Raw genomic sequence first — 19,160 nt, 5'->3', positions numbered from 1 at the left:
GCCGGTGTCCAATGTTTCCGGCCTTGCTTGCATGCCGCGTCTCAGGCGCCGGTGAAGGCGTGGCGCCTGTTAGTGCAGCGTTTCCTCGTCGAGGTCCGGAGCAGCCCACATCTTTTCGATGTTGTAGAACTCACGGATTTCGGGACGGAAAACGTGCACGATGATATCGCCGGTGTCGATCAGGATCCAATCGCCTGCATCCTGGCCTTCGACACGCGCGGCACCGAAGCCGTCGTCCTTGAGGTCGGAGAGGAGATGGTCTGCGATCGCCATGACATGACGGGTCGATCGCCCTGAGACAACGACCATATGGTCGCCCAGCGCAGATTTCCCAGCAATGTCGATGGTGACGATATCTTCAGCTTTCGAGTCCTCGAGGCTCACGAGGACGGCTTGCAGGGCGCGGGCAGCGGCATCGGCGCCACGTTCCGGGCTCTTCGGGATAACGGCGAGCGTTCTTCCCTTGGCGTGTACTGTTGTCAGTGCTTTCCCTTTCCTGGAATAACAGACATGCACATCAACTGATTTGGGCGTTCCAAATCATAGTTAAGATAGGCATCAAACAATTAATCTTTCAAGACACGGCCGTGGTTTCATGGCGCGAAGACTTGTCTGCGCGATCAACAATTATGACAGGCCGGTATTTCCGGCGGCTGTGTACAGCGGCCAAGGCCACGCGTAAAGTGCAGCGGTTCATTCGGAAAATACTGACTTCATGCCTGATCCCGCGAGACCCAATCTCATTCCAGTGCTGCGCATCAGCTTTCCGCACGAGGACCGGCTCGGGCGCGGCAAGATGGAGCTTCTGGAGCATATCCGCGAGACGGGTTCGATCTCGGCCGCCGGTCGGGCGATGGATATGTCCTACCGGCGCGCCTGGCTGCTGGTCAGCGACATGAACCGGATGTTCAAGCAGCCGGTGGTCGAATCGCAGCGCGGCGGGCAGAAGGGTGGCGGTGCTGCACTGACGCCGTTTGGAGAAGAGCTGCTTGCCCGTTTCCGCCGCATGGAGGAAACGGTTCGCGTAACGCTGGCGAGCGACCTTGCCTGGCTTGAGGGAAACCGCAGCGCCACCGATGGCGCCACGGAATGATCAGGGCTGCAGCGCAACCGTCTTGATCACGGCAAAGACGGCCTTTCCCGGCGCCAGCGCGAGCTTTTCCACCGATAGCGCTGTGATGCGCGACAGGATGACATCGCCGCCGCAATCGACCTGAACCTCGACCGTGCCATCGTCGGCAGGCGCCATTTCACGGATGGTTCCGCCAATGATGTTGAGGGCGCTCAAGCCCTCGGGCTTCACCGTCGCCAGCATGACGTCGCGGGCCGGAATCAGGATGCGCACTCGTTTGCCCGGCTCGGCCTCGGCACCCGGTACCTGCAGCTCGCCTGTCTTCAGTGTCACCGTCGCCAGCTGGTGTTTCGGGTCGACGCTTGCGACCGTCCCCTCCAGAAGCGCGCCGGCTTCCCGCCGTCCCTCGCTTCCCGATGGCCGGCTCAGAATGTCGGCGGCGCTGCCGATTGCTTCCACCCTGCCGTCGCGCATGACGACGACCTGGTTCGCCAGGCGGGCGACTTCGGCGATCGAGTGGCTGACATAGACGATCGGGATCTGCGTCTCGTCGCGCAGGCGCTCGAGGTAAGGCAGGATTTCTGCCTTGCGCGCCTCATCGAGCGCTGCCAGCGGCTCGTCCATCAGAAGCAGGCGCGGGGAAGACAGCAGCGCCCGGCCGATTGCCACACGCTGCCTTTCGCCGCCGGAGAGTTTTGCCGGTGCGCGAGTCAGCAGCGGCGCGATCCCCAACATGTCGACGATGCGATCGAAATTATCAGCGCGCCCGGCTTTCGGCGCGAACCAGCGGCCATAGGTGAGGTTGCTGCGGACGCTCAGATGCGGGAAAAGCCGCGCCTCCTGAAAGACATAGCCGAAGCGGCGGCGGTGGCGCGGAACGAAGATGCCCTTGGCGGTATCGGTCAACGGTTCGCCATCGAGAAGCACTCTGCCCTCTTCCGGGCGTGTCAGGCCGGCGATGATACGGATCATCGAGGTCTTGCCGGATCCGGAACGGCCGAAGAGTGCAGTCACGCCGTTCTCGGAGCTGAAGGCGCCGTCGAGCCTGAAGGCGCCGAGGCGGTGGCGGGCGTCAACGGTCAGCGTCATGCCGGATCCACTTTCCGGCCGGCGAGATAGGCCATGTATTCGGATGCCAGTAGCGCCGCCATCGAGATGGCGACGGCCACCAGCGTCAGCCTGAAGGCGCCGGCATCGCCGCCCGGCACCTGCGTGAACGTGTAGATCGCGGCGGACAGCGTTTGGGTTTCGCCGGGGATGTTCGAGACGAAGGTAATCGTGGCGCCGAACTCGCCCATGGCCTTTGCGAAAGACAGGATCATGCCGGCGATGATGCCAGGCAATGTCAGCGGCAGGGTAACAGTCAGGAATACCCAGAGCGGACTTGCGCCGAGAGTGCCTGCCGCTTCTTCGAGCTTGCGGTCGACCGCTTCGATGGAGAGGCGAATGCTGCGCACCATCAGCGGGAAGCCCATCACGGCGCAGGCCAGCGCAGCGCCCGTCCAGCGGAAGGAGAGGACGATGCCGAGATATTGGTCGAGCAGGCTGCCAATCGGCCCACGTCGGCCGAACAGGACGAGAAGGATGAAGCCCGTGACGACAGGCGGCAGGATGAGCGGAAGATGGATGATGCCGTTCAGAATCGACTTACCGTAGAAGCGGCCGCGGGCGAGCAGCAGCGCTGCGCCGATACCGAAAGGCAGGCTGGCGATCATCGCCACGATGGAGACGCGAAGGCTGAGCATGATCGCCGTCCATTCTTCCGCGCTCAGGCCAAGGGCATCCAAGATCCGTCTTCTCCAAAAATAGAAGGCTCGCAGAAATGCGAGCCTTCACGCTAAGCTGCAGAAAGAAATTCCGCAATCATTTCAGTTCCATCACTTCAGGATCGTGAAACCCTGCGCGGTGAAGAACGGTGCGGCCTTGTCGGATCTCAGGAAGTCGAGATAGGCGGCCGCATCGGCATTCTTGCTTTCGGCGAGCAACGCCACCGGATAGATGATCGGCGGGTGGGAATCGGCCGGGAAGGTGCCGACGATCGCAACGCCCTTATCGGCGGCTGCGTCGGTCTGGTAGACGATGCCGTAAGGGGCTTCACCGCGCGAAACGAGCGCCAGTGCGGCGCGAACGCTTTCGGCAAAGGCAGCCTTCGGCTCAACCGACTTCCAGATGCCGAGCTTGTCGAGAGCTGCCTGGCCGTATTTGCCGGCCGGAACGGATTTCGGCTCGCCCATTGCCAGCTTGCCGTCGCCGATAAGGCCAGCAAGGTCGAAGCCCGGCTTGATATCGACAGGCTTCGCCTTGTCCTTGGCGGCGACCAGCACCAGACGGTTGCCGAGAAGGTTGGAGCGGGTGTCGTCCTTGATCAGCTTCTTGCCGGCGACATAATCCATCCAGTTGAGATCGGCGGAAATGAAGACGTCTGCCGGTGCGGCGTTTTCAATCTGCTTGGCGAGCGCGCCGCTGGCAGCATAGGAGACCACGGCTTCCTTGCCGCTTTCCTTCGCCCAGGCGGCGTTTGCGGCATCGAGGGCGTCCTTCAGGCTCGCGGCGGCGAAGACGGTCACCTTTTCGGCGGCCGCAGCCGGCTGCGGCAGTGTGCCGAGGCCGATAAAGCCGGCGGAAATAGCGGCAATAGCCAGTTTCATCCAATGACGGCGGTTCTGCATAAAATTCACTCCCCAGTTCGAAATATCGAAGCGAATATATCGATCTGCCTCGCCTTGGCTAGGGATATATTTTCACAAACATATTGATGCGTGGCCGCGTTTTCTGCCTAAGTATTGCCACAAATGAATCGATAAATTTGAAATTTATCGCGTATAAATTGCAGATATTCTTGACTATCGTGCTGCAATTCCAAGTAAAATCCGAAATTCGCAACGTTAAGCTTGATAATCCTGCCTGATCTGCTGTTTACTTCGTGCCTATAGATGCGGAAAACGCTATGAAATCACAGGCGAAGAGGATCTGCAGGTTTGATGAACTCGGCGACACGGAAATTCATCTTTCATGATTTACAGACGATCGAAGGATATATCGATCCGCCCGACGCACTTGTGTTCCTCTCGCTGTTGCAAAGACAAAACAGCGACAACCTTAACGGTGGCATAGCCGAGATCGGCGTCTTCTACGGACGCTCCTATTATCTGTTCCGGAAGATCTGCGGGCCGGATCAGAAACTGCTGGCGATCGATTTGTTCGACATCGGCCAGACCGGCGACGGCGCTTCGCCGCAATACAGGCGTTTCCTGGATAACGGACGGCGGCTTGGGCTTGCCGTTGACGAGGCATTGGTCGTCACCGGCGACAGTACCCGGTTCTCGGCAAGCGAGATAAAGGACAAGATCGGAGAAGTCCGTTTCTTCAGCATCGATGGCGGCCACATGTTGCCGCATATCGTCGCCGATAGCCGGTTGGCGAAGGATAGCCTCGCGCCACACGGCATCATCGCCTTCGACGACACGTTCAATCCGGCCTGGCCGGAGGTTACTGTCGGCGTTGCCGATTTCCTGCGGGAAAACGGTGCGGAGTTCTCGGCTTTCTGCATGACCAAATACAAGACCTATGTCTGCCACCGGGATCACCATCAATTCTACTATGACGCCATCGCCAATGCGGCGGATCTTACCGCCTTCGACCATACAGAGACGAAGTTTCTCGGATCCAAAGTTGCAAGGCTCCATAATCCAATCAGCAGGCGAATGGTCTACGAACTGATGATCAGGTCCGGAATGAGCGCCTTTTCGGAGCGGGTCTACCGATAGCCCGTTCGGATTGCCCGAAAAACGAGCAGGATCATCCGAAGTGCTTAGTTTAGCCTTGCATGAGATGCATTGCTGCATTGCGATATACGATGTTCATTTTTCAATCGATTATGATAGAACTTAAGCATCGAAACGGCCACTCCTCCTCCCAAGGCCGTTCGATATGGATCGGCAACACTCCTCCTCCCAGTTGTCGATCAAGTTTATGAAGCCCGACGGATCCTCCCCCGTCGGGCTTTTCATTTCTGCTCTTCTCACAATTCGGATTATTCGGCGGCCTTGCGGATCGCGGTGGAGCTCAGCGCCGAACGTGGTCCGTGAATGAACGTCCAGGCGGGCGCCGGCTTTTTCCAGAGCGCTCTTGCATCGTCTTCATCGACACGTGCGTAATCGAAGGTCTTCGCCATCTTCGACGACAGGAAAGACAGCGTCGATCCCGGACGGTCGATGACCGCAATCGGGAAGGTCTTGGCGATATCCTGCCATTTCTGCCACTTGTGGAATGTCTGCAGGCTGTCGGCCCCCATGATCCAGACGAAGTGGACATGCGGATTGCGGGCTTTCACCTTCGCCAGCGTGTTCGCCGTATAGCTGATCCCGAGTGCCTGTTCGAAGGCCGTGACCTTGATATGCGGATCCGGCGCGATCGCTTCGCTGAGGGCTATGCGTTCCGCCAGCGGTGCCAGGTGATTGCGGCTCTTCAGCGGGTTGCCGGGCGTCACCATCCACCAGAGCTGATCGAGGCCGAGGCGGCGGATGGCGATCTCGGCCACCAGCGCATGGCCCTGGTGCGGCGGATTGAAGGACCCTCCGAAAAGGCCGACGACCATGCCGCGCTCGGTGTGCGGCATGCGAAGATAGTGCCGGTCTAGTCCTTCTGGAATCACGTCAGGGCCGCGTCTGTCCGGTGCCGCGAACGCGGTATTTGAAGGAGGTCAGCTGTTCGACGCCAACGGGGCCGCGGGCGTGCATCTTGCCGGTGGCGATGCCAATTTCCGCGCCCATGCCGAACTCGCCGCCATCGGCAAACTGGGTCGAGGCATTGTGCAGCAGGATGGCGGAATCGATCTCGGTGAAGAAGCGCTCGACGACCGCTGCATCCTCGGCAAGCACTGCCTCGGTATGGTTCGAGGAGTATGTCTGGATGTGGCCGATCGCGCCCGATATGCCATCGACGATGGCAACGGAGATCACCGCGTCGAGATATTCCGTCGACCAGTCTTCTTCTGTTGCCGGTTTGATACCTGGAATGACATCAAGCACTGCCGCGGAGCCGCGAATCTCGCATCCGGCTGCAGCCAGCGCTTCCAGCAACGGCTTCAGGTGGGTACCTGCCACCGCTTTGTCGATCAGCAGGGTTTCCGCAGCGCCGCACACGCCGGTTCGGCGCATCTTGGCGTTTACGATAATGTCTTTTGCCATGGCGAGATCGGCGGATTTATCGACATAGACGTGGCAGAGCCCTTCGAGATGGGCGAAAACCGGCACGCGGGCCTCGTTCTGGACGCGAGCGACAAGACTTTTGCCGCCGCGCGGGACGATGACGTCGATCGCGCCTTCCAGGCCGCGCAGCATGGCGCCGACGGCCGCCCGGTCGGTGACCGGTACGAGCTGGATGGCGTGTTCGGGGAGCCCGGCTTCCTTCAATCCCTCGACCAGGCAGGCGTGGATTGCCTGCGAGGAACGGCGCGAATCCGAACCGCAGCGCAGGATGACGGCGTTCCCGGCCTTCAGGCACAGTGCGCCGGCATCGGCGGTCACGTTCGGGCGGCTTTCGAAGATCACGCCGATGACGCCGAGCGGCGTGCGGGTGCGCTCGATCTTCAGGCCGTTCGGCCGGTCCCAGGCGGCGATGATTTCGCCGACGGGATCCTTGAGTGCGGCAACGGTGCGGATGCCTTCAGCCATCTCGGCGACGCGCTTGTCATTGAGCGTCAGGCGATCGACGAAGGAAGCCAGCAGGCTGCCGCCTTCGACATCCTTCAGGTCCTTGGCGTTTTCCGCCAGGATATGCGCCTTGTTCTTGAGGATCGCATCGGCCATGGCGTTCAACGCCTTGTTCTTTCTGTCTGTCGAGGCAAAGCCCAACGGTCGCGCTGCAGCCTTTGCCTTGCGGCCGATGTCGTTCATCAGCACGTCAATGTCAGGGCTCTGCGCAACCGTATCAAGCATAGCTTGCGTCCTTCTTCTGCCTTTCGGATTTCGAACTTATCTGCGCCGTCATCACCATGTCGTCACGGTGGATCATGGCGGCGCGGCCGGGATAGCCGAGGATTTTCTCGATCTCAGCCGATTTGCGCCCTGCGATCTGGCGGGCTTCGTCGGCATCGTAGCTGACGAGGCCGCGGGCAATCTCGCGTCCGGAGGGGCCGATGATCGCCACGGTATCGCCGCGGCTGAAAATGCCGTTGATCTTGCGGACACCGGCAGGCAGCAGGCTCTTGCCGGCGCCAAGCGCGGTCATGGCGCCTTCATCGACATGCAGTTCGCCGGCTGGCTGCAGCTGGCCGGCGATCCAAGTTTTGCGGGCGGTGACGGGCGTTCCTGAAGGCGCGAACCAGGAGGAGCGCGCGCCGTTTTCGATGGCGGATAGCGGGCTATCGGTCTTGCCCGATGCGATGATCATGGCGCAGCCCGAGGTCGTCGCGATCTTGCCGGCGTCGATCTTGGTTCGCATGCCGCCACGCGACAGCTCGGAAGCCGCCCCACCCGCCATGGCTTCGATCTCCGGGGTGATTTCGGCAATCGTCTCCAGAAATTTCGCCTCCGGATCGAGATGCGGCGGCGCCGTATAGAGGCCATCGATATCAGAGAGCAGGATCAGCAGGTCGGCCCCGGTCATGGTCGCGACGCGCGCGGCGAGCCGGTCGTTGTCGCCGTAGCGGATTTCGCTTGTGGCGACCGTGTCGTTTTCGTTAATGATCGGAACGGCGCCGATCTTCAGCAGCTGGTTGATGGTGGCGCGCGCATTCAGATAGCGGCGGCGCTCTTCGGTATCGCCAAGCGTCAGCAGGATCTGCCCGGCGACGATCTCATCATGCGAGAGGCTCTCGGACCAGGCGCGGGCCAGCGCAATCTGGCCGACTGCTGCGGCCGCCTGGCTCTCTTCGAGCTTCAGGGCGCCGGAGGGAAAATCGAGAACCGAACGGCCAAGGGCTATAGCGCCTGATGAGACGACGAGAACATCGGTGCCCTTCTTCTTCAATGCCGCGATATCGGCGCACATCGCGTCCAGCCAAGCCTTCTTTAGGCCCGTCTTGCGATCGACGAGCAGTGCCGAGCCGATCTTGATGACGATGCGGCGATGGCGATCCAGAGACTTACGCGTTGTCATCCGTTTCGCTTTCCTCGTCGGAGGCCATATCGCGGTGACGAAGCTTCGGGGCCTTGGCGATCTTTTCGGCCGATCCGGCATTGGCCTCGGTGATGATCTCGCGCAAAGCGCGCAGCACCTCGGTCATACCCTTGCCGGTCGCCGCCGAAATCTGAAACGGCGTGCGGCCACAGGCCTTGGCGAGTTCCTTGGTTTTCTTCTTCAGCGTCTCGTCGTCGAGCACGTCGATCTGCGACAGCGCGACGATTTCGACCTTTTCGCCGAGCTCCTGGCCATAGGCTTCAAGCTCGTGGCGCACGGTCTTGTAAGCCTTGCCGACCTTCTCCTCCTGCGCGGAGACGAGATGCAAGAGAACGCGGGTGCGTTCGACATGGCCGAGGAAACGGTCGCCGATGCCGACGCCCTCATGGGCGCCTTCGATAAGGCCCGGGATGTCGGCGAGGATGAATTCCTGCCCATCGACCGTAGCGACGCCGAGATTCGGGTGCAGCGTGGTGAAAGGATAGTTGGCGATCTTCGGGCGTGCGCGGGTGACGGACGCCAGGAATGTGGACTTGCCGGCATTCGGCATTCCGACCAGACCGGCGTCAGCGATCAGCTTCAGCCGCATCCAGATGGTCTTTTCCTCGCCTTCAAGGCCAGGATTGGCCCAATCGGGCGCCTGGTTGGTCGAAGACTTGAAGTGCGCGTTGCCGAAGCCGCCATTGCCGCCTGCCGCGATGCGGAAGCGCTGGCCTTCTTCGGTGAGGTCGCAGATCAGCGTCTCCCGGTCTTCCTCGAAGATCTGCGTTCCGACGGGTACCTTAAGCGTGACGTCGCTGCCGTTGGCGCCGGTGCGGTTGCGGCCCATGCCGTGGGTGCCGATCTGCGCCTTGAAATGCTGCTGGAAGCGGAAATCGATCAGCGTGTTCAATCCGTTGACCGCTTCGGCCCAGACATCGCCGCCACGTCCGCCGTCGCCGCCATCCGGTCCACCGAATTCGATGAATTTCTCGCGACGGAACGACACGCTGCCGCCACCGCCGTCTCCGGACTTGATATAGACCTTTGCTTCGTCGAGAAATTTCATTTTACTTCCAGTACCGGTGGCTATTAACGCGCCTTATTCGCCGCTTTCGATATAGGCGGTTCATGCGGAGGTCAAAGAATATCGTGAAGTTTGCGAGCTATAACATACAGTACGGCTTCGGTCTTGATGGGATTTACGACCTTGGCCGCATTGCCGATAGTCTCGAAGGGGCTGACGTCATCGCGCTGCAGGAAGTGACCAGAGGCTGGGAATCGAACGATTTCGCCGACATGGTCGCCGATCTTGCGGCGCTGTTTCCCGACTATTTCTGGGTCTATGGCGCGCCCTTTGATCTGCATGTCGCGGCTGGTGAAAGCGGCTTTCCGCCCCGCGGCACGCGCTTCCGGTTCGGCAACATGATCCTGTCGCGCTTTCCAATCCTGTCCTCGCGCACGCATCTCCTGCCGCGCAGCCGCACGGTGTCGAAGCTCAATCTGCAGCGGGGGGCGACGGAGGCGCTGATCGACATTCCCAACCGGCCGCTGCGCGTCTATTCGGTGCATCTCGACCATGTTTCGATTGATGAGCGCATTGCCCAGATCCGCCATCTCAACGACCGGATCAATGGTTTCTGCCTTGAAGGCGGTGCCGTCAGCGGTGCAGGCGAGCTCGATTTCGAGGAGCTGCCGCTGCCGGAGGATTACGTCGTCATGGGTGATTTCAACATGGTGCCGGAATCGCCTGAATATTGCGCGCTTGCGGGCGCAAAGGACGGATATTACGGGCGTGTCCCGCGTATCGGCACGCCTGTCGATGCGCTGGCGGCGCTCGATGGCTATCACCCCAAAAGCTACAGCTGGATGGATCCCAAGGATCACGGAAAGCGGATGCATCTCGATTACTGCTTCGTCAGCGGCGGGTTGGCAGGCAGCCTCAAGGCCGCCCATGTCGATACGGATTCGGTCGGTTCGGATCACTTCCCGGTCTGGGTCGAGATCGAGGTCTAGAAAAACGCCGCGGCATCTCTGCCGCGGCGTTTCAGTCTCAGTCAGGCGGCCTTGACGCTTTGCAGCGCACCGGGATGGAGGACGGTTTCGACATGCGACACCATGGTGTTGCGAGCGAAACTGTAGATCTCCGAGCACCCGCTCATGCGGAAGCCGAGCTTTTCCTGCAGCCGCAGCGAGGCGGGGTTATCGGCAAAGACGCCGGAATGAACGGGCATCTCCGGCATCCGGCGCGAAAACCGCTCCAGCACGGCGGCGACCGCTTCGCTCATATAGCCGCGCCGCCAGTAGTAGCGGTTCAGCCAGTAGCCGAGGTGCCAGCGCCCGTGGCGAAGCTCGACGGAGACCATGCCGATATGGGTATCGTCTCCGCTGGTGATCGCCAGATGCCAATCCTGCAGCCGCCCCGAGGTGACTGGAACCAGCCAATCCAGGGCGTCCTGCCGGTGGTAGGGTGCCGGCACGCGGGTCAGCATCCTGGTTACCGCGAAATCGCTGAGCGATCCGGCGATGGCATCGGCATCGCTCAGCCGGTGCGGGCGAAGCGAAAGCCTGGCGGTGCCGATGACGGGAACAGCGCCCGGTGTCATCGGCTGGACCTTTTGGCGGTCGAGAAGAGCTGCGCTCATGACAGTGCCCCCCAGCTTCTCAGCGACATCCAGGTCTTGCGGTCGAGCCTGTACCATTCGACCGGGACGTTGGATCCGAGCGCCAGCGACGCGGCAAGACCCGAGCCCTGGAACTGGAAGCCGCACTTCTGGATGACGCGGCGCGACGCGACGTTGGTCACCCGGCAACGGGCGTCGATCTGGTCGACGCTTTCGCGGGTGCGGAACACCATATCGACCAGCGCGTGGCAGGCTTCCGTGGTGTAGCCCTGCCCCCAGAAAGGTTCGCCGAGCCAGTAACCGATCTCGACGGTGCGTCCATCGGCATGCGGTTCCACGCCGCAGCAGCCCATAAACGCGCCGTTTTCGGCTTTGGTAATCGCATAGACGCACTTGCCGATCTCGCCATTCGCCGTTCGACGTACAAAGTCGGCGGCATCATTGGCGGTATACGGGTGCGGCATGCGCGATACCATTGTGGCGACTTTGGCGTTGTTGGCGAGATGGGAAAGGGCGTCAATGTCTTCCACGTGAGGCGCGCGCATGACGAGCCTTTCCGATAACAAGACAGGGCAATCGGTCCTTAACCGCTCCGGCCTCAGCCGCTCCTTGGGAGACCTCTGGTCTTCCCGGGGTGACCTTGATTGGTCGACCCTGATCAGTTCGCCTTGCATGTTCAGTCCTCCTTATGGACAAAGAAAAAGGGGAGATGGCGCCCCATCTCCCCTGTTTTCTGGACTGAACCTGATACGCTCAGCCGGGTCGATGAGACGCCGGCTGTTTTAGAGCGCTACCGGCTTATTCCGCTGCTTCCGCTTTCGGCATTACAGATACGTACACGCGACCATTGGCCTTCGTTCGGTAGTCTACATTGCCGTTCGTAAGCGCAAAAATGGTGTGGTCCTTGCCGAGGCCGACATTGGCGCCCGGATGCCACTGCGTACCGCGCTGACGCACGATAATGTTGCCTGCGATGACGGCTTCGCCGCCGAACTTCTTCACGCCAAGGCGCTTGGACTGAGAGTCACGACCGTTGCGCGACGAACCGCCAGCTTTTTTGTGTGCCATTGGATTTCTCCTTTAAACCTTAGTTGCCCGAAACCGATTACTTGGCTGCCAGGATGTCCGTGATGCGGACAACCGTGTGATGCTGGCGATGACCGCGCGAGCGCTTCGAGTTCTGACGGCGGCGCTTCTTGAAGGCGATGACCTTCTTGCCACGGTTCTGCTCGACCACTTCGGCCTTGACGGATGCGCCCTTGACGAAGGGTGCGCCGATCGCTGCATCGGCGCCTTCGCCGATGACGAGTACTTCGGTGAATTCAATGGAGTCGCCAGCGGATGCTTCAAGCTTCTCGATGGTCAGCACGTCGTTTGCTGCCACACGGTACTGCTTACCGCCGGTCTTGATGACTGCGAACATTTTTTAATCCTTTCATGTTCGATCCAGCTCTCCCTGCAAACCGCAGGTGGCTGTCTTCTTATCAGTCTGTGTTAAGCAGGGATTTCGGGGCTGAACCCCAAATTCTGTCTGCCGGTGAAACCTCACGCGAGCGCGAGGCGGGCAAGGCACGGACTTTTCCACGCCTATTGCGGAGGCGGGATAGACGAGTGTCAAAAATCTGTCAAGGCAGAAGGATGAAAAAGCGTCGCAATTTCGTCTTGCCAGCCCGTGATTCTATCGTTAAGAGACAGCCCGCGCTTAACGGCGCCAACCAGACCGCGGAGAGGTGGCAGAGTGGTTGAATGTACCGCACTCGAAATGCGGCGTGCCTGCAAGGGCACCGTGGGTTCAAATCCCACCCTCTCCGCCATCATTTCTCTACATTCAGTTTTGGCCTTGCGGTCACACGCGTGAACTTAATGTTCGCTGCGACGCGGGCATTTGCCTTGCAAGGCAGCGTTCCAATTGCCTGTCCGGACGAATCCATACCATCTCGTAATCTTCTAAATCCTGGCGATCACTCGCTCAAGAATTGCAGACGGTTGTAAAAAATCGAGGGTGGAACTCGGGAGAATGGCTTCAGTATTTCCTAAGCAATAACCGGCATAGTGCTGCAAAAGAGGCCGGAACGCAGTGGAAACGAAACTAACCTGGACGAACAACGAACTGGAAGATCTGGTTCGGCAGCTCAATATTGCGCTCGAAGCCTCCGGCATCGGTATCTGGCAGCATAACCTGTTGAAAAACCAGACGCGCTGGGACGAGCAGCTGCAGAGTATCTACGGCATCAACAAGGGTTTGCTCGACGTCGTCTGGCTCGAAAGCGTTCATCCCGACGATTGTAGCCGTGCCAGCGCACTGTTCGAGGAAGCGATCAGGAATAGGAGCGACTATGCTTCTGAATTTCGCATTATCCGTCCGAATGGCGCCGTGCGGCATATACGGTCGCGCGCAAAGTATTTCGTCGATGGCCAGGGAGAGCCGTGTTTCATAGGGGCGGAATGGGACGTCACTGACGATGTTCTGCGCAACGAGCAGCTTGCGCGCGAGCGCGAGGCCGCCGACAGCAGCCGCGCCGATGCACGCTACGCCGCCGATCACGACTATCTGACCGGGCTTTTGAACCGGCGGGCATTCGACGAGGCTTTTGCAGCTCTTGGGCGGGAGGCGGGCCGGATCGTGTCCGTCTGTCATATCGATATCGATCGCTTCAAGGATATCAACGACCGTTTCGGTCATGCCGGCGGGGACCAGGTTCTTCGCCATGTCGGTTCGCTGCTGACGGCCTGTGTGGGAGACGGCGAGATCGCCGCCCGGCTTGGTGGCGACGAGTTCGTCATCGTCTCGCATCATCTTTCGCCAGGCAGGGATACCGAGATCGTCCGCGATCTGCGCCAGGCTCTGCGACGCCCGCTCGACATAGACGGCGAGCCCTTTGTCATCGAATGTTCGATCGGCCTGGCCTGCGCGCCCTCTGATCAGCTGGCATCGCTGCTCGCCTCCTCGGACCTCGCGCTCTATGAGGCCAAGCGTGGCGGCCGCAATCGCGATGAGCTGTTCTCGCCGTCGCTTGCCAGCAAGATAAACGCTGAAAAGCAGCTGCTGCAGGAGTTGAAGACGGGTCTCAGGGCCGGCGAGATCGTTCCTTTCTATCAGGTCCAGGTCGATGCGCGCAGCTATGAGATCTGCGGCCTGGAAGCGCTCGCCCGCTGGGAAAGCGCCAAGGGTGTCAGAAGCCCGGCGGAGTTTCTGCCGCTGGCCGCCGCTCACGGCCTGATGGAGGCAATCGACGATGCGATCCTACAGCGCGCCTTGTTCGACATTAACCGCTGGTCGCTGGCGGACCTCGACGTTCCGCGGGTTTCCGTCAATCTGTCGGCAGAGCGTCTCGCCGATCCGAACCTGCCGACCAAGGTCAAGCAGCTGCAGATCCCGCCGGGACGCATCAGTTTCGAGCTCATTGAAACGATCTTCTTCGATAGCCTGAGCGGCCAGGTGAAGCGCAATATCGACAAGATCCGGGAGTGCGGCATCGACATCGAGATCGACGATCTCGGCTCCGGCCACGCCTCGCTGCTTGGTCTGGTCGAACTGCGTCCCAACCGGGTGAAGATCGATCGCCAGCTGGTGCTTCCGGTTCTGGAAAACGAGACCCAGCGGCGGCTGATCGGCTCGCTGATCGATATCGCCCGGTCGCTCGATGTCGAGATCGTTGCCGAGGGTGTTGAGACGATCGCCCATGCAGAAGTGCTGGCGAAACTCGGTGCCGACATTCTGCAAGGCTATGCCTTCGGCAGGCCGCAGCCGGTTTCTGCCATCACATCGCTGCTGCAAAACGCTGCAATAACTCCGCGCCGGAAAGCGCTATAATCTCGGCTGTATTCGGATTGCCTTTCAATGCTGTGCGCGCCACCAATTTTTGCTCTGGAATCGCTGAGAGCGAGCTCACTCCTCCGCTGAAAATCCCAAAACGTTACCGTACGACGCGCCTGCGCAGAGCTTTGTTATGCCTGTTTTTCTGCCCTGCAGCATCGGTTTTGCAATTCCCCTTTTTCTCGCCGTTTATCTCCTCTAGGGTTCCCTCATCCGAGACGGCAATAGAGGTGGTGAATGGCAGGTGAAACTGTTCTGGTGGTCGGCGGCGCCGGCTATATCGGCTCGCATACGTGCCTGGATCTGGCCAACAAGGGCTACAAGCCCGTTGTCTTCGACAATTTCTCGAACGGGCATCGGGAATTCGTCAAATGGGGGCCAGCCGAGGAGGGCGATATTCGCGACCGGGCCCGTCTGGACGAGGTGCTCGCCAAGCACAAGCCTTCCGCGATCCTGCATTTTGCGGCACTGATCGAGGTGGGTGAATCGGTCAAAGATCCAGTCGCCTTCTATGAGAATAATGTAATCGGTACGCTGACGCTGCTGTCGGCCGCGCAGGCGGCAGGCATCAATGCCTTCGTGTTTTCTTCGACCTGCGCGACCTATGGCCTGCCACAGAGCGTGCCACTGGATGAGACGCACCGGCAGGTGCCAATCAATCCCTACGGGCGCACCAAATATATCGTCGAGCAGGCCCTGGCGGACTATGACCAGTATAAGAGCCTGCGCTCCGTCATTCTGCGCTATTTCAATGCTGCGGGTGCTGATTTCGACGGTCGGATCGGCGAATGGCACGATCCGGAAACCCATGCGATCCCGTTGGCGATCGATGCGGCACTCGGCCGCCGCCAGGGGTTCAAGGTGTTCGGCAGCGACTACGAGACCCGCGACGGTACCTGTGTACGCGATTACATCCATGTACTCGACCTTGCAGACGCCCATGTGCGCGCTGTCGAATATCTGCTGCGTGGCGGCGATTCAGTGGCGCTCAATCTCGGAACCGGGACCGGCACGACGGTGAAGGAGCTGCTCGGGGCGATCGAGGATGTCTCGAAACGGCCTTTCCCGGTTGAATATATCGGCCGCCGCGAGGGCGATTCGCACACGCTGGTCGCCAATAACGACAAGGCGCGGGATGTGCTCGGATGGGTGCCGCAATATGATCTGTCCGAGATCATCCAGTCAGCCTGGCGCTGGCATTCCCGAACCAATCAGCACTGAGGCGTGCCTTGCCGAAACGTCAGAATATCCTGCTGATCACAGCTGACCAATGGCGTGGCGATTGCCTTGCGGCGGTCGGCCATCCTGTTGTCAGGACGCCGAACGTTGATGCGCTCGCCGCTGAAGGCGTGTCGTTTCGCAATCACTTTGCGGGGGCCGCGCCATGTTCGCCGGCGCGGGCGACACTCTACACCGGTCTCTACCAGATGAATCACCGGGTCTGCCGCAACGGATCGCCGCTCGACCGGCGGTTCGACAATCTGGCGCTAGCGGCGCGGCGCGCGGGCTACGACCCGACGCTGTTCGGCTATACCGATACGGCTCCTGATCCGCGAGCGCTCGAGGCCGGCGATCCGCATCTGACCAGCTACGAAGGGCTGCTGCCGGGATTTACCGCGCGCCAGCTGCTGCCGGAGCATGAAAAGCAGTGGTTGTCCTGGCTGCGGTCGCGCGGTCATGCCGATGCCGTCAGCCGCGACATTCATATTCCAGTTGGCGCGGGGGCAGGGGATATTTCGGCTGCGGGCACGTCCTATTCGAAGGATGAGACGCAGACAGCGTTTTTAGCTGGCGAATTCATCCGCTGGCTGGGCGAGCAGGATAGTGCGTGGTTCGCGCATGTTTCCTTCCTCAGACCGCATCCGCCGTTCTCGGTGCCCGAACCTTACGGTGCGATGTACAAGCCCGGGGACGGGCCAGTCTTTTCGCGCGGATCGTCGGCGCAGGATGAGATGCAGGCGCATCCCTATCTCGACTATGCAATGCCGCGGGCCTCGAAAGGCAGTTTCATTTCCGGTGCCGAAGGCGCGGTGGATGACTGGGGTGCTCAGGATTTCGATGCCATCCGGGCGATCTACTATGGAATGATTTCAGAGGTCGATGCGCAGCTTGGACGTATCTTTCAATCTCTGAAGGACGCCGGAACATGGGACGATACCGTCATTGTCTTAACCTCCGATCATGCCGAGATGATGGGCGATCACTGGACGCTGGGGAAGGGTGGCTTCTTCAACGGCAGCTACCATATTCCGCTTGTGATCCGCGATCCGCGTGCGGCTGCGAAAGGCATGTCGGTCGATCATTTCACCAGTGCGGCCGATATTTTCCCGACACTGTGCGAGACGCTCGGCGCGTCCGCGAAAAACAGCCTCGACGGTAGATCGCTTCGCCGATTTCTTGATGAGAAACCGGTCTCAGACTGGCGCGATGCGGCTTTCTGGGAGTTCGATTTCCGGGAGATCGCCAGCGGCGATGCGCAGGCGCATTTCGGCCTGGCGCCCAACCGGTGCAATCTTGCCGTCATCCGCGACGATCATTTCAAGTATGTGCATTTTACCGCCCTGCCGCCGCTGCTCTTCGATCTGAAGGCCGATCCGATGGAGCTTCGCAATCTTGCCGGCGATCCGGCTTACGCGCAGGTGCAGCTCGCCTATGCCGAGCGCCTGCTGTCGCTGCGGGCGAGCCACCTCGATCAGACGCTTGCCTATACCGAGCTCACGGAAAAAGGGCCGGTGTCCTACCGGCCCTGAGTGCCTCAGCCGAAGCTGCCGAGATAATCCATCTTGCCGACCGGCGCGCCCTGGTTGCGCAGGATGGCGTGCGCCATGGCGATGTGGAAATAGAAGTTCGGAAGTACGAAGGCAGTAAGATATTCTTGGCCGCTCAGCGTTATCGTCTTGCCGCCGAGTGAGCGCGTCACTTCGCTCTTCTCCGTGCCTTCAAGCATCTCGGGCGTGACCGTGGCGAGGTAGGCTTCCGCTTTTTCCAGGCGTTCGCGCAGCTCGGCAATCGTCGTTTCGTTGTCCTCGAATTTCGGTGCGTCTGTCGATGTCAGACGAGTGACGCCGAATTTTGCGCTGTCCGTGGCGCGCTGAAACTGGCCTGACAGCGGCAGCATGTCCGGGGCCAGCCGCGCATTCACCAAGATACTGGAATCGATCCCTTTTTCCTTCGCGTAGGCTTCAGCCTTGTCGAGATAGGTGCTCAGCGTCTTCAGTCCGCGCTGAAAGATCGGAACGGTAAGCGTGTACATGGAAACGGACATGGAAATCTCCTGGGGCAAAGGGATCAGCTTGATGCTGAGGCCGCATATCTAGGCGCGGCTGATGACGATTGCATCAGCACGTCTCATGCCATTGCAGATTTTTCCGGCCAGTAGCTGCGTTCGGCATTGCTTTAAAAAGAGTTGACGTCGCCGCAGGAAAATGGAATGAATATTCCGTCAGGCAAATTTTACGGTTTGTTTGTTCCGTTTTGACGGAGCCGCCTCACGGGAGTGGCGGTCAACTGGAATTAAGGCTTTTGGGCTGGGCCCGAAGTTCCGGCGTGAGGAGGGTGCTGCCGGACACCGCTTTGTGGAGGAAATAAAATGAAGAAGTTTATCCTGGGCACTGCGATGGCGCTTGTCATGTCGACGGCCGCGCATGCGGAAACGGTCGGCGTTTCCATGGCCAAGTTCGACGACAACTTCCTGACCGTTCTGCGCAACGGCATGATCGATTACTCGAAGACGCTGAGCGGCGTGACGCTGCAGGTCGAAGACGCGCAGAACGACGTGTCGAAGCAGCAGAGCCAGATCCAGAATTTCATCGCCTCCAAGGTCGATGCGATCATCGTCAACCCCGTCGACACTGACGCAACGGCTGCGATGTCGAAGCTCGCCGCCGATGCCGGCATTCCGCTGGTTTACGTCAACCGCCAGCCCGTCAACGTCGACACGCTGCCTGACAATCAGGCATTCGTCGCTTCCAACGAACTGGAATCCGGTACGCTGGAAACCAAGGAAGTTTGCCGTCTCCTCGGTGGCAAGGGCAAGGCCGTGGTCATCATGGGCGAGCTCTCCAACCAGGCTGCCCGCATGCGCACCCAGGACGTTCATGACGTCATCAAGACCGACGAATGCAAGGGAATCGAGATCGTCGAAGAACAGACGGCAAACTGGGATCGTACCCAGGGTTCCGACCTGGTGACCAACTGGCTCTCCAGCGGCCTCGAGTTCAATGCCGTCATCTCGAACAACGACGAAATGGCGATCGGCGCGATCCAGGCCCTCAAGGCTGCTGGCAAGGACATGAAGGACTATGTCGTTGGCGGTGTTGACGCCACGCAGGACGCGCTTGCCGCCATGCAGGCCGGCGATCTCGACGTGACCGTGTTCCAGGACGCGGCAGGTCAGGGCAAGGGCTCGCTCGATGCGGCTCTCAAGCTCGCCAAGGGCGAAAAGATCGACAAGAAGGTCTACATTCCCTTCCAGCTCGTCACCCCTGAAAACGTCAAGGATTTCGTCGCCAAGAACTAAGGCGCCGTGTCACGGATGCGGGCTTTA

20 protein-coding genes and 1 tRNA gene are annotated in these 19,160 nt (G+C 60.1%); 8 read left to right on the top strand and 13 right to left on the bottom strand.

Annotated elements, in window-relative coordinates:
* Window positions 1-69 precede the first annotated feature (69 nt).
* Window positions 70-516 carry a ribosome silencing factor gene (rsfS, locus tag AC1DJO_RS12130; protein ID WP_112385950.1) on the bottom strand — a complete coding sequence of 149 codons (447 nt, stop codon included), beginning with the start codon at window positions 514-516 and terminating at the stop codon, window positions 70-72.
* A 199-nt stretch (window positions 517-715) separates the two neighbouring features.
* Between rsfS and AC1DJO_RS12125 the strand changes: the two genes are divergently transcribed.
* Window positions 716-1,093 carry a winged helix-turn-helix domain-containing protein gene (locus tag AC1DJO_RS12125; protein ID WP_477970705.1) on the top strand — a complete coding sequence of 126 codons (378 nt, stop codon included), beginning with the start codon at window positions 716-718 and terminating at the stop codon, window positions 1,091-1,093.
* Here the strand turns inward: AC1DJO_RS12125 and modC are convergent, their stop codons facing one another.
* The 3 genes from modC to modA all read right to left on the bottom strand — a co-directional run bounded on the left by modC (window position 1,094) and on the right by modA (window position 3,741).
* Window positions 1,094-2,161, bottom strand: a complete 1,068-nt coding sequence (gene modC, locus AC1DJO_RS12120) for a molybdenum ABC transporter ATP-binding protein (protein WP_477970703.1) — start codon at window positions 2,159-2,161, stop codon at window positions 1,094-1,096.
* A complete protein-coding gene (modB, locus tag AC1DJO_RS12115) occupies window positions 2,158-2,859 on the bottom strand; it encodes a molybdate ABC transporter permease subunit (RefSeq protein ID WP_112385947.1) in 702 nt (233 codons plus the stop codon). The genes modC and modB overlap by 4 nt, the downstream gene beginning before the upstream one ends.
* Window positions 2,860-2,949: 90 nt before the next feature.
* Window positions 2,950-3,741 carry a molybdate ABC transporter substrate-binding protein gene (gene modA, locus AC1DJO_RS12110; protein ID WP_477970702.1) on the bottom strand — a complete coding sequence of 264 codons (792 nt, stop codon included), beginning with the start codon at window positions 3,739-3,741 and terminating at the stop codon, window positions 2,950-2,952.
* A gap of 312 nt (window positions 3,742-4,053) precedes the next feature.
* On the opposite strand from modA, the gene AC1DJO_RS12105 reads away from it, so the two are divergent.
* Complete coding sequence (locus AC1DJO_RS12105) at window positions 4,054-4,839, top strand: class I SAM-dependent methyltransferase (protein WP_477970701.1); 786 nt, start codon at window positions 4,054-4,056, stop codon at window positions 4,837-4,839.
* Between the two features lie 266 nt (window positions 4,840-5,105).
* Here the strand turns inward: AC1DJO_RS12105 and AC1DJO_RS12100 are convergent, their stop codons facing one another.
* From AC1DJO_RS12100 to obgE, 4 genes are read right to left on the bottom strand one after another with little or no spacing between them, the layout of a single operon-like run.
* Window positions 5,106-5,690: a nicotinate-nucleotide adenylyltransferase gene (locus AC1DJO_RS12100; protein WP_310296530.1), complete on the bottom strand. Its 585-nt coding sequence runs from the start codon at window positions 5,688-5,690 to the stop codon at window positions 5,106-5,108.
* Between the two features lie 37 nt (window positions 5,691-5,727).
* A complete protein-coding gene (locus AC1DJO_RS12095) occupies window positions 5,728-7,011 on the bottom strand; it encodes a glutamate-5-semialdehyde dehydrogenase (protein WP_477970700.1) in 1,284 nt (427 codons plus the stop codon).
* Entirely contained in the window at window positions 7,004-8,173 is a 1,170-nt protein-coding gene (gene proB, locus AC1DJO_RS12090; protein WP_477970699.1) for a glutamate 5-kinase, read from the bottom strand. The genes AC1DJO_RS12095 and proB overlap by 8 nt, the downstream gene beginning before the upstream one ends.
* Window positions 8,160-9,242 (bottom strand): GTPase ObgE, encoded by a 1,083-nt coding sequence (gene obgE / locus AC1DJO_RS12085; protein ID WP_112385941.1) that lies wholly within the window; start codon window positions 9,240-9,242, stop codon window positions 8,160-8,162. The genes proB and obgE overlap by 14 nt, the downstream gene beginning before the upstream one ends.
* 83 nt (window positions 9,243-9,325) lie before the next feature.
* Here obgE and AC1DJO_RS12080 point away from each other — a divergent pair, with 83 nt between their 5' ends.
* Window positions 9,326-10,189 carry an endonuclease/exonuclease/phosphatase family protein gene (locus AC1DJO_RS12080; protein WP_477970851.1) on the top strand — a complete coding sequence of 288 codons (864 nt, stop codon included), beginning with the start codon at window positions 9,326-9,328 and terminating at the stop codon, window positions 10,187-10,189.
* Window positions 10,190-10,230: 41 nt separating this feature from the next.
* On the opposite strand, the gene AC1DJO_RS12075 is transcribed toward AC1DJO_RS12080, so the two are convergent.
* The 4 genes from AC1DJO_RS12075 to rplU all read right to left on the bottom strand — a co-directional run bounded on the left by AC1DJO_RS12075 (window position 10,231) and on the right by rplU (window position 12,220).
* Window positions 10,231-10,779, bottom strand: a complete 549-nt coding sequence (locus tag AC1DJO_RS12075) for a GNAT family N-acetyltransferase (protein ID WP_477970849.1) — start codon at window positions 10,777-10,779, stop codon at window positions 10,231-10,233.
* Between the two features lie 35 nt (window positions 10,780-10,814).
* A complete protein-coding gene (locus tag AC1DJO_RS12070) occupies window positions 10,815-11,471 on the bottom strand; it encodes a GNAT family N-acetyltransferase (RefSeq protein ID WP_112385939.1) in 657 nt (218 codons plus the stop codon).
* A 124-nt stretch (window positions 11,472-11,595) separates the two neighbouring features.
* Complete coding sequence (gene rpmA, locus AC1DJO_RS12065) at window positions 11,596-11,865, bottom strand: 50S ribosomal protein L27 (RefSeq protein WP_112385938.1); 270 nt, start codon at window positions 11,863-11,865, stop codon at window positions 11,596-11,598.
* A gap of 37 nt (window positions 11,866-11,902) precedes the next feature.
* Entirely contained in the window at window positions 11,903-12,220 is a 318-nt protein-coding gene (gene rplU, locus AC1DJO_RS12060; RefSeq protein ID WP_112385937.1) for a 50S ribosomal protein L21, read from the bottom strand.
* Window positions 12,221-12,521: 301 nt separating this feature from the next.
* Between rplU and AC1DJO_RS12055 the strand changes: the two genes are divergently transcribed.
* From AC1DJO_RS12055 to AC1DJO_RS12040, 4 genes are all read left to right on the top strand, one after another.
* Window positions 12,522-12,611, top strand: a tRNA-Ser gene (locus AC1DJO_RS12055).
* Window positions 12,612-12,874: 263 nt separating this feature from the next.
* The gene (locus AC1DJO_RS12050) at window positions 12,875-14,611 is read left to right on the top strand and encodes a putative bifunctional diguanylate cyclase/phosphodiesterase (protein ID WP_477970698.1); all 1,737 of its coding nucleotides are present in this window, start codon (window positions 12,875-12,877) and stop codon (window positions 14,609-14,611) included.
* A gap of 240 nt (window positions 14,612-14,851) precedes the next feature.
* A complete protein-coding gene (galE, locus tag AC1DJO_RS12045) occupies window positions 14,852-15,835 on the top strand; it encodes a UDP-glucose 4-epimerase GalE (RefSeq protein ID WP_112385935.1) in 984 nt (327 codons plus the stop codon).
* Between the two features lie 8 nt (window positions 15,836-15,843).
* The gene (locus tag AC1DJO_RS12040; protein ID WP_477970696.1) at window positions 15,844-17,364 is read left to right on the top strand and encodes an alkaline phosphatase family protein; all 1,521 of its coding nucleotides are present in this window, start codon (window positions 15,844-15,846) and stop codon (window positions 17,362-17,364) included.
* Between the two features lie 5 nt (window positions 17,365-17,369).
* Here the strand turns inward: AC1DJO_RS12040 and AC1DJO_RS12035 are convergent, their stop codons facing one another.
* Window positions 17,370-17,879 carry a DUF1993 domain-containing protein gene (locus AC1DJO_RS12035; RefSeq protein WP_477970692.1) on the bottom strand — a complete coding sequence of 170 codons (510 nt, stop codon included), beginning with the start codon at window positions 17,877-17,879 and terminating at the stop codon, window positions 17,370-17,372.
* A gap of 324 nt (window positions 17,880-18,203) precedes the next feature.
* On the opposite strand from AC1DJO_RS12035, the gene AC1DJO_RS12030 reads away from it, so the two are divergent.
* Window positions 18,204-19,133, top strand: a complete 930-nt coding sequence (locus AC1DJO_RS12030) for a sugar ABC transporter substrate-binding protein (protein ID WP_112540410.1) — start codon at window positions 18,204-18,206, stop codon at window positions 19,131-19,133.
* Window positions 19,134-19,160 lie beyond the last annotated feature (27 nt).

This window comes from Rhizobium sp. 05N430, assembly GCF_056396985.1.
Note: the sequence above shows the minus strand (reverse complement) of the source record. Positions and strands in the feature narration are given on the sequence as shown.

Excerpts from the sequence above, each read along its gene's own strand:
- rpmA (WP_112385938.1), bottom strand. The coding sequence starts at position 11,865 with ATGGCACACAAAAAAGCTGGCGGTTCGTCGCGCAACGGTCGTGACTCT.
- galE (WP_112385935.1), top strand. The coding sequence starts at position 14,852 with ATGGCAGGTGAAACTGTTCTGGTGGTCGGCGGCGCCGGCTATATCGGC.
- rplU (WP_112385937.1), bottom strand. The coding sequence starts at position 12,220 with ATGTTCGCAGTCATCAAGACCGGCGGTAAGCAGTACCGTGTGGCAGCA.
- AC1DJO_RS12030 (WP_112540410.1), top strand. The coding sequence starts at position 18,204 with ATGAAGAAGTTTATCCTGGGCACTGCGATGGCGCTTGTCATGTCGACG.
- AC1DJO_RS12125 (WP_477970705.1), top strand. The coding sequence starts at position 716 with ATGCCTGATCCCGCGAGACCCAATCTCATTCCAGTGCTGCGCATCAGC.
- modA (WP_477970702.1), bottom strand. The coding sequence starts at position 3,741 with ATGCAGAACCGCCGTCATTGGATGAAACTGGCTATTGCCGCTATTTCC.
- AC1DJO_RS12070 (WP_112385939.1), bottom strand. The coding sequence starts at position 11,471 with ATGCAAGGCGAACTGATCAGGGTCGACCAATCAAGGTCACCCCGGGAA.
- AC1DJO_RS12035 (WP_477970692.1), bottom strand. The coding sequence starts at position 17,879 with ATGTCCGTTTCCATGTACACGCTTACCGTTCCGATCTTTCAGCGCGGA.
- AC1DJO_RS12105 (WP_477970701.1), top strand. The coding sequence starts at position 4,054 with ATGAACTCGGCGACACGGAAATTCATCTTTCATGATTTACAGACGATC.
- proB (WP_477970699.1), bottom strand. The coding sequence starts at position 8,173 with ATGACAACGCGTAAGTCTCTGGATCGCCATCGCCGCATCGTCATCAAG.
- AC1DJO_RS12100 (WP_310296530.1), bottom strand. The coding sequence starts at position 5,690 with ATGCCGCACACCGAGCGCGGCATGGTCGTCGGCCTTTTCGGAGGGTCC.
- modC (WP_477970703.1), bottom strand. The coding sequence starts at position 2,161 with ATGACGCTGACCGTTGACGCCCGCCACCGCCTCGGCGCCTTCAGGCTC.
- AC1DJO_RS12095 (WP_477970700.1), bottom strand. The coding sequence starts at position 7,011 with ATGCTTGATACGGTTGCGCAGAGCCCTGACATTGACGTGCTGATGAAC.
- AC1DJO_RS12075 (WP_477970849.1), bottom strand. The coding sequence starts at position 10,779 with ATGACACCGGGCGCTGTTCCCGTCATCGGCACCGCCAGGCTTTCGCTT.
- obgE (WP_112385941.1), bottom strand. The coding sequence starts at position 9,242 with ATGAAATTTCTCGACGAAGCAAAGGTCTATATCAAGTCCGGAGACGGC.